Raw genomic sequence first — 17,047 nt, forward strand, 5'->3', positions numbered from 1 at the left:
AAGTGGTCTGAACACTTGAATTTATTTCTGATTTATCGATCTCTGTCATAGGGTTATTTTACTTTACGATTTATTTTATAACATATTCAAGTGGTTACATTTTTTAGAGGTTGTTTTTATATCAGAAGAAATATGTTAAGTAAGTAATAATATATTCAATTTAAAATTAATAATGCTATTTTTACTGATTATTTCTAGGTATTTAAAATAAGTATTTAAAAATAGGCTTCAATTAATTTATGCAATAAATTCAATCTGTTGCTATAGATGGTTACATTACAGTTAACTAATAATTAGTTATTTTATAAAAGAAAATAAAAAGACAAGTATCGTTTTAATATTGATAAGCGATTGATAACAAATTGTTATTATTTCGTTTGTATTTGAATGTAATAAAAAGGTGTTTTTTATATACAATTTGTGTGCTTCTTCGAATAATCAAAAAGGGATAATGGATTCTGTGATAAAAGCACTACATTAATTTGAGTTAAGGCTCTATTATAGTAACATAATATTTATAATTCATAAGGTTAGCTTTTAACATTTTATTTTTTTATTAGGTATGAGTTAGCTTTATTAATACAAATGAACTATTTTTAAATATAGATAAAATAAAAAATTAATCAGTTTTTACTATTTAACTATTTTCTGACATACAGCAGATAAACACATTTTGGGTATTATTTTATGGCTAAAGGAAGGTTAAATAATTTATATGAAAAATCAAAAAAAGAGTCGTTTTTTTGTTTACGGTATTATTCTTATCGCGATAATTGCTGCCGGTGTTTTTTGGTGGAAATCCCAAGCACCGACACTTCCTTCTGGATTTGCTCAAAGTAATGGGAGAATAGAAGCAACCGAAATTGATATATCAACAAAAAGTCCAGGAAGAATAGACTCTATTTTAGTGCAAGAAGGTGATTTTGTTAAAGCAGGTGAAGTTTTAGCCAATATGGATACTCGTACACTTAAAGAACAACTTCATGAAGTTCAAGCACAATTAAATCAAGCAAAAAGCAGTGTTGTTACTGCTCAATCTGCATTATCACAACGTAACAGCGAACAACTTGCTGCCCAAGCGGTGGTTCGTCAACGTATTGCTGAACTGGATGCAGCACAAAAAAGGCTCAATCGTTCTCGCGCATTAGTAAAAACCAATGCTATTTCTATTCAACAATTAGATGATGATATCGCCAGAACTGAAGGGGCTAGAGCTGCCGTTGAAGCTGCCAAAGCGCAAGAAACGGCAACCGTAGCTGCTATTGAATCTGCAAAAGCGGGCATTATTCAAGCAAATACAAAAGTAGATGCCGCAACAGCAACCGAAAGACGCATCATGGCTGAATTAGATGACAGTATTTTAAAAGCCCCTCGTAATGGTCGTGTTCAATATCGTGTTGCTGAGCCAGGCGAAGTTTTAGGCGCTGGCGGTCGTGTGTTAAATATGGTTGATTTAAGTGATGTTTATATGACCTTCTTTTTACCAACTGAAGCGGCAGGTCAAGCAGCTTTAGGTAGTGACGTTCATATTATTTTAGATGCAGCCCCTCATATTGTTATTCCTGCAAAAACGACTTATGTCGCTAGTGTTGCTCAATTTACGCCTAAAACAGTTGAAACGGATAATGAAAGACTGAAATTGATGTTTCGTGTAAGAGCGAGAATTTCACCTGAGTTACTTGAAAAACATCTTGAATATGTAAAAACCGGATTACCAGGTCGTGCTTATATTCGATTAGATAACAATCAATCTTGGCCAACTGATTTAGAGGTGAAATTACCACAATGAGTCAAACAATGAGAACGCAAAGTCATTCTCATATCATTGAATTGACTCATGTATCCCAACATTATGGCGATACCAAAGCACTTGATGATGTGACATTGACTATTCCAGCAGGAAAAATGGTCGGCCTAATAGACCCTGACGGTGTAGGTAAATCGAGTTTAATTTCTCTTATCTCAGGAGCTAGAGAGATTCAAACAGGGCAAGTCATTGTTTTAAATGGTGATATGAATGATGTTGAACATCGAAGGGCTGTTTGTCCTCGTATTGCTTATATGCCACAAGGATTAGGTAAAAACCTTTATCACACACTTTCTGTTTTTGAAAACGTTGATTTTTTTGGCCGTCTATTTGGTCAATCAAAACAAGAACGAGCAGAGCGTATAAACGACTTACTTGAAAGTACGGGTTTAGCGCCGTTTCGTGACAGACCAGCAGGTAAACTTTCTGGTGGGATGAAACAGAAACTGGGTTTATGTTGTGCATTAATTCATGATCCTGAATTACTTATTCTAGATGAACCGACAACAGGGGTTGACCCTTTATCTCGTGCTCAATTTTGGGAGTTAATTAATCGTATCCGTAAACGCCAAACAAACATGAGCGTGTTAGTTGCGACTGCTTACATGGAAGAGGCTGAGCGCTTTGATTGGCTGGTTGCTATGGATGCCGGAAAAGTTTTAGCAACAGGTCATGCCAATGAATTAAAAGCACAAACTCATACGGATGAATTAGAAGCCGCTTTTATTGAGTTGTTACCTGAAGAAAAGAAAAAGAATCATCAAAAAGTAATTATTCCTCCTAGAGATAAAAGCGACGATGATGTGATTGCCATTGAAGCTAAAGATCTAACCATGCGTTTTGGTCAATTTGTTGCGGTTGATCATGTGAGCTTTCGTATTCCTAAAGGCGAAATTTTTGGATTTTTGGGATCAAATGGTTGTGGTAAATCAACCACAATGAAAATGCTGACGGGATTATTAGAGGCTAGTGAGGGGCGAGCTTGGTTATTTGGTCAAGAAGTTGACCCTAAAGATATCGAAACTCGTCGTCGAGTGGGGTATATGTCGCAAGCCTTTTCACTTTATAGTGAATTAACGGTACGACAAAATCTAGAATTACATGCCAAACTTTTCCATATTCCTGAAGAAGAAATTCCTCTACAAGTTAAGGCGATGAGTGAGCGTTTTAATTTAACCGATGTTGAAGATGTCCTTCCTGATGGTTTGCCATTAGGTATTCGCCAACGTTTATCCCTTGCAGTCGCAGTTATTCATAAACCTGAGATGTTGATACTGGATGAACCAACCTCAGGGGTTGACCCTATTGCTCGAGATATGTTCTGGAACTTGATGGTTGACTTATCAAGACGTGACGGTGTCACTATTTTTATTTCAACCCATTTCATGAATGAAGCTGCACGCTGTGACCGAATGTCACTTATGCATGCGGGTAAAGTTTTAGTCACTGATACTCCGAGTAATTTAGTCAAAAATAGTCAATTTGATACCCTTGAAGAAGTCTTTATTGATTATCTTAAGAAGGCATCGGGTGAACAGGAAAACCCTGAACTTAATGAAAAAACACTACAACTTCCCGCATCTAGCGATGAAAGTGCAGAAAAAGCCTTAAAACAACGATTTAGTCTACGACGTTTATTTAGCTATAGTATTCGTGAAGGAATGGAGTTGCGTCGTGATCCTGTGCGTCTAACACTGGCGTTATTAGGAACGGTTATTCTCATGTTTATTATGGGATATGGAATTAGCATGGACGTTGAAAACTTACGCTTTGGTATAATGGATAGAGACCAAACGGGTTTAAGTCAAGCATATAGCCAAAATCTGTCAGGTTCTCGTTATTTTATTGAAAAAGCACCAATCACTGATTATGACCAACTTGAACGTCGGCTACGTAGTGGCGATATCACCGTTGCAATTGAAATTCCGCCTAACTTTGCCCGTGATGTTGCAAAGGGAAATACTGTAAAAATAGGCGTTTGGATAGATGGTGCGATGCCAAATCGAGCTGAAACAGTACGTGGTTATATTCAGGCAATGCACTTAACATGGATGCTTGATATGGCAATGCGTCAACCAACAAACGTGGTTGATAAATTATCACCAATTAATATCGAAACACGTTATCGTTATAATCCTGATGTAAAAAGCTTACCTGCTATTGTACCGGCTGTTATCCCACTTTTATTAATGATGATCCCTGCAATGTTAAGTGCATTGAGTGTGGTACGTGAAAAAGAGCTGGGTTCTATTATTAATCTTTATGTTACACCTGTTACCAAGGCTGAGTTTTTATTAGGTAAACAATTTCCTTATATCTTATTGGGAATGTTTAACTTTTTTATGCTCTGTGCGCTTTCAGTCTTTGTATTTGGCGTCAGTTTTAAAGGCAGTATGCTTACGCTCTCTTTAGGGGCATTGCTCTATATTACGATCGCAACAGGGATGGGGTTATTAATCTCTTGTTTCATGAAAAGTCAGATTGCCGCTATTTTTGGTACTTCAATTATTACCTTAATTCCAGCAACACAATTTTCAGGAATGATTGACCCTGTTTCATCATTAGAAGGCATTGGTAAATGGATAGGGCATGTTTATCCGACTTCTCATTTCTTAACTATCGCAAGAGGGACTTTTTCTAAAGGATTAAACCTTTTTGATTTGCCTTGGTCTTTTATTCCTTTGCTTATTACTATCCCTATCGTAATTGGCCTAAGTGTCTTTTTCTTGAAAAAGCAGGAGGCTTAAATGTGGCACACAATGCAAAATGTATTTAACTTAGGTATAAAAGAGCTACGAAGCCTCTCACGTGATAAGGCCATGCTGGCATTAATTGTGTTTGCTTTTACCGTATCGATTTACTCATCTGCAACGGTAACACCGGGTTCATTACACCATGCACCGATTGCGGTTGCTGATCAGGATAAATCACAATTATCTGCACGTATTGTAAATAGTTTTTATATGCCTTATTTTTTGCCACCTGCAGATATCACTCCTGAGCAAATAGATGGTTTGTTAGACAGAGGCGCTTATACGTTTGCATTAGATATTCCACCTAATTTTCAGCGCGATCTTTTAGCGGGTCGTAAACCGGAAATACAAGTTAATATCGATGCAACACGAATGAGCCAAGCTTTTTTAGGTAATAGTTATATACAAAATATTGTAATGGGAGAGGCGAAAACCTTTTTAGCCAAAAACAGAACCAATGACCCATTACCTGTTGATTTAGAAGTAAGAATGAGCTTTAACCCTAACCTAACACAATCTTGGTTTGGCTCTGTGATGGCAATTATCAATAATATCACTATGTTATCAATAGTATTAACAGGAGCTGCATTAATAAGGGAGCGAGAGCACGGAACCATTGAACATTTACTGGTTATGCCTGTAACTCCGTTTGAAATCATGCTTTCTAAGATATGGTCAATGGGTTTGGTTGTACTATTGGCATCGGTAATGTCGTTAGTCTTAGTGGTAAAAACCTTGCTTAATGTACCTATTGAAGGCTCGGTTTTACTGTTTATGTGTGGTGTTGCTTTAAGCTTATTTGCGACAACTTCTATTGGTATTTTCTTAGGTACAATGGCGCGTTCAATGCCACAATTTGGTTTATTGATGATTATGGTTTTACTACCACTAAATATGCTATCTGGTGGTATGACATCACGAGAAAGTATGCCTCAGTTTGTACAAGATGTAATGCAAACAATGCCAACAACACACTTCGTGAGTATAGCTCAGGCCATTTTATATCGTGGTGCTGATTTCTCTATTGTGTGGCCTCAATTTATTGTCTTAATTGTTATTGGGTCGGTATTTTTCTCATTAGCCTTATTACGTTTTAGAAAAACCATTTCGGCTATGGCCTAATAAATTTTAAATATTAATCGATAATTTAACCTATTCTCTTCTATTATTAAATATAGAAGGGGATAGGTTTTTTATTAATTAAATTATCTCCGCTTGGTGTTTTTACTTAATTATGGGGTTTTAATAATTAATATTTACAAGAGTAAATAGTATATTTAAGGTAAGACATTAAGTAAAACTCATTAGTAAATAACCTTACCCATTATCAAAATAATGAAATTAATATATTTTTATTGATTGTTTTAAAAATATTTAAAATAAGGTTGGTTTTATGAAGATAATAAGAATATTTAAAGTTGCAACAAGAGAAAGTAAATTTAATAAAGAAGAACAAATTGGTATAGATATAATGGATATTAAGCCAATTAGAGATAAATTATATTTACCTCACTCTATAAATGCTTGGTACACCACAACACTTAATGAACCGATGACTTTTATTCAACTTCCTACAGCGACATCCGGCTCCCAAATTTTACTTCATATCACTCAAGGTTCAGGTGCAAATCAAGTGACTTTTGTTGATGGTGTATTATGGCCTTTAGGTCGTAAACCTCTATTGTCATGGGATGAAAATGCTATTGATATGATCCAGTTTATTGCACTTAACGGGAAATGGATGGGGCGATTTATTGGGGGAGGTATGCATGTATCAGAATGATAATTTAATGTCTATATATAATTTGTTATTTGGTCATCAACGATTCTTAGATAATAATACCGGTTTAACAATGGATAGAAATAAACAACATTTTGTCTTTAATCTTGATGGTGTTTTATCAAATAATAGACACACAATAGGATATACACGTTTAGAATCACAGCCTAATGGAGATGCAACAACAGAAGGTCAATCTTTACAAATATTGGGTTATCTTTATGTATATAAGGCAACAAAGGATAAATATTGGTTAGATAAAGCAATTTGGTGCTTTGATGCCTATATTAAATATTTCTATCAAGATCAAACAATTCCCGACCCTCCTCATAATAGATGGTTAAGCCAATGGATTATTAATGGTAAAGAGCCCACGTTATCTAATTGGCCAATTAATTTTGATGAACCGACTAATTCAGGATTTATTGATACTGAAATTATGTTTGTTGATGGTATATGTCAAATACCCCATGGCACGCCTTATTGGGGAGAATATCTTGATATAGTGACACAAGCCTATCGTGGAGTATTATCTTATTCAAATATAAATGCCAGAGTTGTCGGAATTAATAATGATGGAAGTATTAATTGGAGTAAAAAGGGTGAATCCGTTGAATTAGCATGGTTGATTGATTTATACGGACGAAAAATTGATAAGCAAGGTTATGTATTAGAAGAAAATGCGATTGAACCCAAAGGCTATGTAAAAATGGCATCGCCAATTAATGGATTATGGAAATTGTGTCATGCAAATATTCAACCTGTAGAGAAAGGTGGCTTTCTGATAAAACGAAATATGGCATGGCATAATAGACCTCTTAATATCCCTATTATTGATAAACAGAACTATGGGAATGCTGCTGATGCAGAAGAGTGGTTTTTAGAGGCAAGTTATACATTATGGAAAATAACGAATGAACACCGTTATTGGTTAGCTTGGCGAAATAGCGCATTAATGTGCATGAGATATGCAAATATTGATTCTAATGATAAGTTCTTCAGACAATCTACTACTGAATTAAGTCCGTTTACTGACGGGATCTCCTATGAATATCATTATCCCAAAAATCGCCAAATTACTCTTGATAGGAATAAACAGGGATTTATCAGAATAAAAACGGATGGAAATGCTACGTTGACTTTAGAGCAGCAAAGTATTTCTAAGAAAATTGATAAAAACTCTAAAATAATCATTAATGTAGGAGGAGTGGATAAAAATAAAGCCCCATTAAACGTCAGAATTAATATGGGTATTATTCCGCAAAAGAACAGTCATGTTGTGAAAAATTGGTTTTTGTCACTACCTCATACTTATACAAATAATAAAGTAATAAAATATGAATTCAGTGTGAGTTCGTTTATTCAAAAAGATGAAGATATTGAATACCTTACTGTTAATGATGTAGGGTATGTTGAACTGGGTGAAGATATCAAAACTTCATTTGAGTTTGAGGATAATGTTGTTGATGGTCGTTCAGCTGTTGTACAACATGTGGAACTTAAAAATAGCAGTAAAATGATGGTGGGTTTTTGGTTAACAGAAGAAGAAAAAACGGTTCCGACATCATTTACGTATAAATTGAATAGAAATAAATGGGAAATCATTATTTATGATGCTGAATTTTGGCGCTGGCACTGGACATTACCTGTAACAGGAGGCAAATGGTCTACTATTCAGCTAACACCTGAATCTCTTGAATTAACGACTTATCAACCTTATTACTCAGATGGCGAAATTAAGCCTAAGTATCCAAAATTACAAGCCGTATCTAGCGTTACTCTTGCTATAAATGAAGCTGAAAAAGAGAATAGCTCCGAACTTACTTGGTATTGCTTTAACGATATTCCCATTCATTTTAATGATCTTAATGGTTGGACGCATAAATTTTCAATAACCCTATCAGGTGATGATAGTTTTGAAGGACTTATTGGTGATTGTGATATTAGCTATAACGATCTCAATAAACTCGCTTATACCCCCGGAATTATTCCTTTTTCCAATAATTCTACAAAAGATTCCTCTCAATTCGATTCGTGGCGTGGATTACCTTATCCTGGCTATCAACATCCTTTTATTTATATCCATGAAGAAAATGCACAAACTCATTTAGAAAATATGTGTCAGTTTTTGTTTGATGCCCAAAAGGCTTATGAAGAGAAGTTTAAGGTGAAAGGACCTGTTGCTATGGCCTATATTTGGGATCGCTGGGATAACATTGAGTATGGTGAGGCAGATACCTTTATTTTTAATCATTGGGGGAGTGATGCTTGGGCAGGTTATCAACCTAGGGCTTTTGCTTCAGCAGCTAGAGCGTGGTATGAATTAGCCTTATGTGAAAAAAATATTCCTGAAAATCTTATTCAATTTACAAATAATTGGGTTGCTTATCTTATTCATTTTTTCGAAAAAGTAGGTGGATTCCCTTGCGAATTTCCTGCGGATTCTCCACCACCAGAAAAGCGAGATTTTGTCGGTCATATGACAGGATTGTGGCTATGTGGCCTTTGTTTTGCAGCACTGTCTGGGTGTAAAAACAGTAAATTAAATTGGATTATTGAAAAATCAGTTACTGAACTTATTGAACATTATCAAATTGTGTCTCCAACAAGTCCCATGAATGGGAGTTGGTCCCCAGCTGTAAGAGTCGGGAGCGATAATGGTATATTCTATGGTTTTTGGTCTGGTGAGATCTTACGGGGATTAGGTATGTATATTTTATATAAACAAGAAAACTAATTAATAGATTAACTTTACCCATCCTCTAATAGTGTCAGTCATGGCATAAATCGATAACCGATCCCTGTTTCTGTTATTAAGTGTACAGGACATGTGGGATCGGTTTCTAATTTTTGACGCAAATGCCCCATATAAATACGTAAATAATGGCTATGCTCGACAAAATTAGGCCCCCAAACATGTTGCATTAAATGTCGTTGAGTAAGCACTTTACCACTGTTATTAACTAGTTCACTCAGTAAGCGAAATTCTGTTGGTGTCAAATGAACCTGTTCATTTTGGCGTGTGACAATACGATTAACCCAATCGATAGTAATATCACCAAAGGTAAATTGTGTGTTTTCAGTTTCTTGCTTTACAAAACGACGTAGTGAAGCCCTTACTCTGGCAAGTAGTTCACTAATGCCAAAAGGTTTCGTTAGATAATCATCAGCTCCAGCATCAAGTGCGTTTACTTTATCTTGTTCACCATCTCTTGCAGAAAGGACGATTACCGGCGTACTACTCCATTGGCGAAAATCTTGAATAAAACAGAGTCCGTCTTTATCTGGTAAACCGAGATCAAGAATAACCAAATCAGGTTTTCTTGATGCCGCTTCAATTAACCCTCGTTGACATTCAGAAGCCTCATAAACACGAAAACCTTCGTTCTCTAATGCTAGCCGAACAAAGCGTAAGATCTCTTTTTCATCTTCAACAATTAAAATGTTATATGGAGTCACTGTTTTATTTCAATCTCATCAATATCAGGGAGTGATTTTAAAGGTAAAACAAAGTGGAAACTTGCTCCACCTTTTTTATTGTTTTCAGCCCAAATTTCACCTTCATGTAAGCGAATAATCGCATTGCAAATCGCTAAACCTAATCCAACTCCAGGAATAGCTGATTCTTTTACTGCGCGTGAAAATTTATTGAAAATAAGCTGTAGCTGATCACTGGGAATACCATGACCTTCATCCCAAATTTCAACATGAATTTTTGTTTCTTCTGTGTAGGCTTTTATGCCTAACTTCGTGTTTGATGCTGTGTATTTAACTGCATTTTCTAGCAAATTAGTGATAACTCGTTCAATTAAATTGCTATCACAATAAAGCAATAGATCGGCTGAAATATCAATTTGTAATGGATGTTTATCTAGTAAATAAGAGAGTGAACGAATGGCACTTCCTGTAATTTCTTGTAGTGAGTTCCATTGTAAATTGACATGAAATCCACCTGATTGGATCCGAGCCATATCCAGTAAATTATTGACTAATCGTGAAGTTGTGAGAATTTGTTGTCGAATTTGGTTCACTTGCTCAGTGTGTGATGAACCTTCGGCACTTAAATCTAGAAGTAAAATCTCAGATTGACCAAAAAGCACAGTAAGAGGGGTTTTTAAATCATGAGAAAGAGCCGCTAAGAGGGCATTTCGTAATTGTTCTCGTTCTATATTAATTCGTGATTGTTCGGCCATTTCTGCCTGCTGTAATCGCTCAAGTGCATTGGCAATCAGTCCATTAAACGTTTGTAATAACTGTTGTTGTTCAGGAATAAGTAGCTGGCGAAGATTATTGGGTTCAATGGCTAAAATAGCTAAAACTTGTTGAGATGCCGTAATAGGGTGTAATTGATAAGGTACACTTGGAAGCGTATCAGTGCCTGCGCCAGCGATCTGATCTTTGTCATAACACCAACGCGCAATTGCATTATCAAGAGGTAAATGCCCCATTCCTTGAGCATGAAAAGGAGTTAATTCGTCTTGTTTATTGGGAATAAGTAAACAAACTTTGGCGTCAAATGCACTTGATAGAAAATGATAACTTGTCTGAGCAATTTCTTGTAAAGTTACAGCGCGACTAAGTTCTCTGGTCATTTCAAATAAATGGCGAGTGCGTTGTTCTCGATAACGTGCAACTCGTGTTTGATAACGCATACCTGCGGTTAAATTTCCCACTACTAGCCCAACAATAAGCATTACAGTAAATGTAATTAAATACTGCATATCTAAGACAGCGAGAGAAAAGTGAGGCTGTACAAAGAATAGGTCAAAGCTAATAACATTAATTAATGCGGCAAAAATGGAAGGGCGGCGACCAAAAAAGAGCGCGATTAATACAACACCCAATAAATAGAGTGTGACTAAATTGGCCTTATCAAGCGCTAATAGAAAAGTACGAGAAAATAAGGTTATTACTAAACATAATCCAATGGCTGTGAGATAACCTTTTAGATTTTGTCGCCATTTATCATTTTGCAGTTGTGGTATTTTAGTTTTGTAACGAAGCTCCTCATCACTAAGTGCAACGCTGATAACATGGAGATCGGGAGCGTATCGCGCTAATTTTTCAGCAAAACGCATACGTATCCAACGTTTTAGCCACTGCCACTTTTGATAAGCGCGCTGTCCAATAATGACTTTTCCTAAATTATGCTCTCTGGCATAACGGATCACCGCTTTTTCTGCATGATTGTCGGAGAGGATCGCGGTTCTTGCACCAAGATGTTGGGCCAGCTTTAATGAATGTAAAATTGCTCGGCGTTTATGTTCTCCAATTTGGTGAAGTTTAGGTGTTTCAACATAAATGGCATGCCATTGGCAACCAAAAGCAGCAGCATAACGTGCCGCTGTACGAACTAATTTATCATTACCACCATGAGCCCCCAGGCAAACCATTAAACTATCTGTAGTGTGCCAGACTGGGGCTGTTCCTTGACTATCACGGAATTCTTTAACTTGTGTATCAACACGATCGGCCATACGGCGTAAAGCTAATTCACGCAAGGCAATTAAATTACCTTTACGAAAAAAGTGTTCTATTGCACGCTCGGCTTGTCCTGCAATATACACTTTGCCTTCGTGTAATCGCTGTTGTAAATCGTCAGGTGGCAAATCCACCATAACCACTTCATCGGCACTATCAAAAATATAGTCAGGGATTGTTTCTTGAACTCGAATACCCGTAATACTACCAACAATATCATTAAGACTTTCAATGTGTTGTACATTTATCGTAGCAAGAACATCAATACCCGCATCCAATAACTCTTCAATATCTTGCCAGCGTTTAGGATGTCGGCATTTATGGGGATTACTAAATGCCAATTCATCCATTAAGATCACCGCAGGGTGCCTTGCTAAAGCGGCATCTAAATCAAATGCCGTTAATTTTCTACCATGATAATGAATACGTTGTGGTGGCAATACCGGCAATCCACTTAATAATGCTGCTGTTTCTTGGCGTTGATGTGTTTCAACCACGCCCACAAGAATATCTATACCTTGCTGGTGGAGGCGTTGAGCTTCTTGCAACATGGCGTAGGTTTTCCCTACGCCAGCACAAGCACCAAAAAATATTTTTAAACGCCCACGAGTTGTTGTTCGCGTTGAAGCGAGTAAATCATCAGGAGAAGGGCGTTGCCATTGTTGATCGTGTTCCATTCTATTGAATACTCGCTTTCTGTTGTTTTTCAGCACTTAATTTATCAAGTGCTTGATTCAGCATAAATACATTCACAACAGGCTCTCCCATAAATGACATTAATGGAGATATCGTGTTGTTTTTTATTAATTGTTCTAGTTCATTTTTTGAAAGTTGACGTAACTGTGCAATATTTTCAACTTGGTAATAGGCTGCTTGTAATGAAATATGCGGATCAAGCCCACTTCCTGATGCAGTTACTAAATCCACGGGTACTATATGATGATTACCAACGTTTTTTTGCCATATTTGAACACGTTTTACGACTTCATTTAGTAATAAAGGATTAGAAACTGCCAATTGGCTAGCACCTGATGCCATACTGTTATAAGGCCTTTCTGTTGTCATTGAAGGTCGGCTTTTAAAATAATCGGTTCGATTAAATTGTTGACCAATTAATTCAGAGCCAATGAGCGTGTCATCTTGATAAATAAGAGAACCCTTCGCTTGCCATGGGAATATTAAGTTAGCTAGTCCCGTTACTAAAAGAGGATAGGCCAGCCCAGTTATTAGTGTAAGTAATAATAACATTACTAATGATGAACGAAATAGAGGCATATATAACTCCTTAAAACCCAATAAGCGCTAAAATCATATCGATAACTTTAATGCCAATAAATGGTACTAATAGACCGCTGATCCCGTATAAGGAAAGATTACGACGAAGTAATACATGTGCTGATACTGGACGGTAATTCACACCTTTAAGTGCAAGTGGGATCAAGAAAACAATAATTAAGGCATTAAAAATAACCGCAGATAGCATTGCCGATACGGGTGAATGCAAGTTCATCACATTAAGCATATTGAGTTGAGGATAAGTGACGGCAAAGGCTGCTGGAATAATGGCAAAATATTTAGCAATATCATTGGAAATACTAAAAGTAGTTAACGCACCTCGTGTCATTAGCATTTGTTTGCCAATATGCACAACTTCGATTAATTTTGTTGGATTAGAGTCTAAATCAACCATATTGCCTGCTTCTTTAGCGGCTTGAGTACCTGAGTTCATCGCAACAGCAACATCGGCTTGTGCTAATGCAGGGGCATCATTAGTACCATCACCCGTCATTGCGACTAATCGACCTTCTGATTGGTATTGACGAATTAATGCTAATTTTGCCTCTGGTGTTGCTTCTGCGAGGAAGTCATCAACACCAGATTCTGCTGCGATAGCTGCTGCCGTAAGATGATTATCACCGGTGATCATGACGGTTTTTATCCCCATTTGGCGAAGTTGGGCAAAACGTTCTTTAATACCGCCTTTCACAATATCTTTAAGTTCAACCACACCTAAAATTTTCTGATTTTCAACGACCACTAGTGGTGTTCCACCAGCTCTTGCTACTTGCTCGACTATAGCGGTGACTTCATCAGGAAAATGACCGTGACTAACTTCAATATGGCGACGAATAGCATCAACAGAACCTTTGCGGATCAATCGCTCCCCAATATTGACTCCACTCATTCGTGTCATTGCAGAGAAGGGAATAAAAGATGCCCCAATGGATGCTAAATCGCGTTCGCGCAAATTAAAACGTTGTTTAGCGAGGATCACAATGCTTCTGCCCTCAGGTGTTTCATCTGCAAGCGAGCTTAACTGTGCTGCATCAGCAAGCTGTTTTTCGCTAATACCCGAAAGAGGGATAAAACGAGAAGCTTGACGATTACCGAGAGTAATTGTGCCTGTTTTATCAAGAAGTAAAACGTCAACATCGCCAGCAGCTTCAACAGCACGGCCACTAGTTGCGATAACATTTGCATCTAGCATTCGGCTCATACCTGCAACACCAATCGATGAAAGCAACCCACCGATCGTGGTAGGGATCAGACATACTAACAAAGCAATCAAGGTTACTACTGAAATAACGTCGCCATGGCCTTGATATTCGACAGCGAAAACACTGAACGGGTAAAGGGTGATGCAGGCTAATAAGAAAATAAGTGTGAGTGCTGTTAATAAAATAGTTAAAGCCACTTCATTTGGTGTTTTTCTGCGTTTAGCGCCTTCAACCATTCCAATCATGCGATCGAGAAATGAATTCCCCGCTTCTGCAGTACAACGAATGATCAACCAATCGGATAACACACGAGTACCACCAGTGACAGAAGAAAAATCACCACCTGATTCACGGATCACCGGTGCGGACTCACCCGTAATAGCACTTTCATCAACTGAAGCACCACCTTCAATTACTTCGCCATCACAAGGAATAACTTCACCCGCGTTGACTAAAACAATATCACCTTTATGTAATGAAAAAGAATCAACGGTTTCTTTCGGTGCATTGATGTCAGCGTGATGCAAACGCACTGCTTTGGATTGTTGTTTCGCACCACGTAAACTAGCTGCTTGTGCTTTGCTTCGGCTTTCTGCTAATGATTCAGCAAAATTGGCAAATAACAATGTCACCCATAACCAAAACATCACTTGTGAAGTAAAATGATTATCACTAGGGAGATATCCTAATAGCGAAGCAATCCAAATACCGGTAGTTAAAAGCGCACCAACATAAACAATAAACATAACGGGGTTACGCCATTGAGCCTGAGGGGTACATTTTTTTATTGCATCAAAGAAAGCCGACATTATTGTTTTTCTGTCAAAAAGTTGGGTTGTTTTCATGATAGGTTTCCTTATTTAGCCCAAAACAGCTGTAAATGTTCTGCAATAGGGCCAAGTGCTAATGCCGGAACAAAAGTCAAAGCACCGATCATTAATACCGTGAGGATCAATAAAAAAATAAACAGTGGTGAAGTGGTAGAGAGTGTCGCCAAGCTTTCTGGTTGACGTTTTTTCACCGCTAAACTACCCGCAATAGCAAAAACAGGTAACATGACACCAAAGCGACCAATGAGCATTGCGATACCTAATGACAGATTATAAAAAGGTGAATTGACATTGAGCCCGGCAAAGGCACTACCGTTATTATTCGCAGCAGAAGTAAAAGCATATAACACTTCGCTAAAGCCATGAGGGCCTGGGTTTAAAATGGCTTCACGACCAACATCAGTAAATAACGCAAGGGTAGTACCTAATAAAACAACGGCTGGAGAGATTAAAATGGCAATGGCTACCCATTTCATTTCGGCAACACCAATCTTTTTACCGAGATATTCCGGTGCACGACCAACCATTAAGCCAGCGATAAATACAGCTAATAACACATAAAGGATCATGCCATAAAATCCTGAGCCTACACCGCCAAAAACCACTTCACCTGTTTGCATTAACCACATTGGCGCCATGCCACCTAATGCTGTTAATGAATCATGCATTGCATTAACGGCACCACAAGAAGCGGCCGTTGTGACAGCAACAAAAATGGCGCTACCAATTATTCCAAATCGTGTTTCTTTTCCTTCAAAATTCAGTGAGCTATTGGTACCTGCGAGTATAAATTCTGGATTTCCTTGCCATTCAGCCCAAGTAATAACACCAACGGCAACGATAAAAATCAGCGTCATTGCCCAAAGTAAGGTGTAGCCTTGGCGCTGAACTCCACTTAAACGACCAAAAGCAAAACATAAGGCAGTAGGAATAAGAAAAATAGCGAGTATTTGTAAGAAGTTACTTAATGAAGTTGGATTTTCATAAGGATGTGCAGAGTTTGCCGCAAAAAAACCACCGCCATTTGTGCCTAATAACTTAATTGCTTCTTGAGAAGCAACTGGCCCCATTGGCAACCATTGTTGTTGACCATCAAGACCTTGACTGAATAGCGCAGGTTGAAAGTTTTGTATCACGCCTTGGCTGACAAATAACAGAGACCAGATAATCGCTAAAGGTAGTAAGACATATAATGTAATACGCCCAATATCGACCCAAGCATTCCCTAAAGAAGAACAAGAAGATTGTGTTAATGCTCTAATTAAAACAAAAGCTACCGCAATTCCCGTTGTGGCAGATAAAAAGTTTTGTACTGCAAGCCCCATCATTTGGCTCAAATAACTGACAGCAGTTTCACCGCTATAAGCTTGCCAGTTAGTATTTGTAATAAAGCTAATAGTTGTATTTAGTGCTAAATCCCAGTTCATATTAGGGGCAAATTGGGGATTTAACGGTAAATAGCCTTGGTTAAGCAGTATGACAAATAATAGAATTGCCCCCATTAAATTAAAAATAAGCAGAGCGAGCATATACTGATACCCGCTCATAGGCTGAATAGATTTACCTGCGGGTTTAAAACCACAGCAACGCCAAATGACATGTTCAGTTTGAGTAACCCAATGAGGTAAATCACCTTCAATCAGGCGAGCTAAATAATGTCCAAGCATTTTTCCCATTACAAATAGTGTAATAAGAAAAACAGCAATATATATCAACGCTGTTATTGCCATTTTTAAAATGCCTCTGCATGAAATAACACATAAATAAGATAAGCAGTGAGCAAAACAACTAATGTCACAGCACCGAATATCACCATCAGAACGATCCTTTTACTATTTAGATTAAGAGAGCGTACTTAAAGGTCTGTAAAGATGTTGATAAAAGAGATAGGTGAAGTG

General features: G+C 37.4%; 10 protein-coding genes. 5 read left to right on the top strand and 5 right to left on the bottom strand.

What is annotated here, in order from left to right:
* Positions 1 to 715 precede the first annotated feature (715 nt).
* The 5 genes from GWI68_RS18025 (at position 716) to GWI68_RS18045 (ending at position 9,077) form a co-directional block, all read left to right on the top strand.
* Positions 716 to 1,789 (top strand): HlyD family efflux transporter periplasmic adaptor subunit, encoded by a 1,074-nt coding sequence (locus GWI68_RS18025; protein ID WP_166541166.1) that lies wholly within the window; start codon positions 716 to 718, stop codon positions 1,787 to 1,789.
* An 8-nt stretch (positions 1,790 to 1,797) separates the two neighbouring features.
* Positions 1,798 to 4,554 (top strand): ribosome-associated ATPase/putative transporter RbbA, encoded by a 2,757-nt coding sequence (gene rbbA, locus GWI68_RS18030; protein WP_208105257.1) that lies wholly within the window; start codon positions 1,798 to 1,800, stop codon positions 4,552 to 4,554.
* Entirely contained in the window at positions 4,555 to 5,682 is a 1,128-nt protein-coding gene (locus tag GWI68_RS18035; RefSeq protein ID WP_166541168.1) for an ABC transporter permease, read from the top strand.
* Between the two features lie 271 nt (positions 5,683 to 5,953).
* Entirely contained in the window at positions 5,954 to 6,343 is a 390-nt protein-coding gene (locus tag GWI68_RS18040; protein WP_166541169.1) for a hypothetical protein, read from the top strand.
* Positions 6,330 to 9,077 (top strand): phage tail protein, encoded by a 2,748-nt coding sequence (locus tag GWI68_RS18045; protein WP_166541170.1) that lies wholly within the window; start codon positions 6,330 to 6,332, stop codon positions 9,075 to 9,077. The genes GWI68_RS18040 and GWI68_RS18045 overlap by 14 nt, the downstream gene beginning before the upstream one ends.
* Before the next feature lie 38 nt (positions 9,078 to 9,115).
* Here GWI68_RS18045 and kdpE read toward each other — a convergent pair whose 3' ends face one another.
* From kdpE to kdpA, 5 genes are read right to left on the bottom strand one after another with little or no spacing between them, the layout of a single operon-like run.
* On the bottom strand, positions 9,116 to 9,799 hold the full coding sequence (kdpE, locus tag GWI68_RS18050) for a two-component system response regulator KdpE (RefSeq protein WP_166541171.1): 684 nt from the start codon (positions 9,797 to 9,799) through the stop codon (positions 9,116 to 9,118).
* Positions 9,796 to 12,498 (bottom strand): two-component system sensor histidine kinase KdpD, encoded by a 2,703-nt coding sequence (kdpD, locus tag GWI68_RS18055; protein WP_166541172.1) that lies wholly within the window; start codon positions 12,496 to 12,498, stop codon positions 9,796 to 9,798. The genes kdpE and kdpD overlap by 4 nt, the downstream gene beginning before the upstream one ends.
* 1 nt (position 12,499) lies before the next feature.
* Positions 12,500 to 13,096 (bottom strand): potassium-transporting ATPase subunit KdpC, encoded by a 597-nt coding sequence (gene kdpC / locus GWI68_RS18060; protein ID WP_166541173.1) that lies wholly within the window; start codon positions 13,094 to 13,096, stop codon positions 12,500 to 12,502.
* A gap of 10 nt (positions 13,097 to 13,106) precedes the next feature.
* Entirely contained in the window at positions 13,107 to 15,164 is a 2,058-nt protein-coding gene (gene kdpB, locus GWI68_RS18065; protein WP_166541174.1) for a potassium-transporting ATPase subunit KdpB, read from the bottom strand.
* Between the two features lie 11 nt (positions 15,165 to 15,175).
* Positions 15,176 to 16,879 carry a potassium-transporting ATPase subunit KdpA gene (gene kdpA, locus GWI68_RS18070; protein WP_166541175.1) on the bottom strand — a complete coding sequence of 568 codons (1,704 nt, stop codon included), beginning with the start codon at positions 16,877 to 16,879 and terminating at the stop codon, positions 15,176 to 15,178.
* Between the last annotated feature and the right edge of the window lie 168 nt (positions 16,880 to 17,047).

Origin of the sequence: Proteus sp. G2669 (assembly GCF_009915245.1) — a bacterium.
Classification (GTDB): domain Bacteria; phylum Pseudomonadota; class Gammaproteobacteria; order Enterobacterales; family Enterobacteriaceae; genus Proteus.

What these genes read in the sequence shown, in the direction of transcription:
- GWI68_RS18025 (WP_166541166.1), top strand. Translation starts at nt 716, where the DNA reads ATGAAAAATCAAAAAAAGAGTCGTTTTTTTGTTTACGGTATTATTCTT.
- rbbA (WP_208105257.1), top strand. Translation starts at nt 1,798, where the DNA reads ATGAGAACGCAAAGTCATTCTCATATCATTGAATTGACTCATGTATCC.
- GWI68_RS18035 (WP_166541168.1), top strand. Translation starts at nt 4,555, where the DNA reads ATGTGGCACACAATGCAAAATGTATTTAACTTAGGTATAAAAGAGCTA.
- GWI68_RS18040 (WP_166541169.1), top strand. Translation starts at nt 5,954, where the DNA reads ATGAAGATAATAAGAATATTTAAAGTTGCAACAAGAGAAAGTAAATTT.
- GWI68_RS18045 (WP_166541170.1), top strand. Translation starts at nt 6,330, where the DNA reads ATGTATCAGAATGATAATTTAATGTCTATATATAATTTGTTATTTGGT.
- kdpD (WP_166541172.1), bottom strand. Translation starts at nt 12,498, where the DNA reads ATGGAACACGATCAACAATGGCAACGCCCTTCTCCTGATGATTTACTC.
- kdpC (WP_166541173.1), bottom strand. Translation starts at nt 13,096, where the DNA reads ATGCCTCTATTTCGTTCATCATTAGTAATGTTATTATTACTTACACTA.
- kdpB (WP_166541174.1), bottom strand. Translation starts at nt 15,164, where the DNA reads ATGAAAACAACCCAACTTTTTGACAGAAAAACAATAATGTCGGCTTTC.
- kdpA (WP_166541175.1), bottom strand. Translation starts at nt 16,879, where the DNA reads ATGGCAATAACAGCGTTGATATATATTGCTGTTTTTCTTATTACACTA.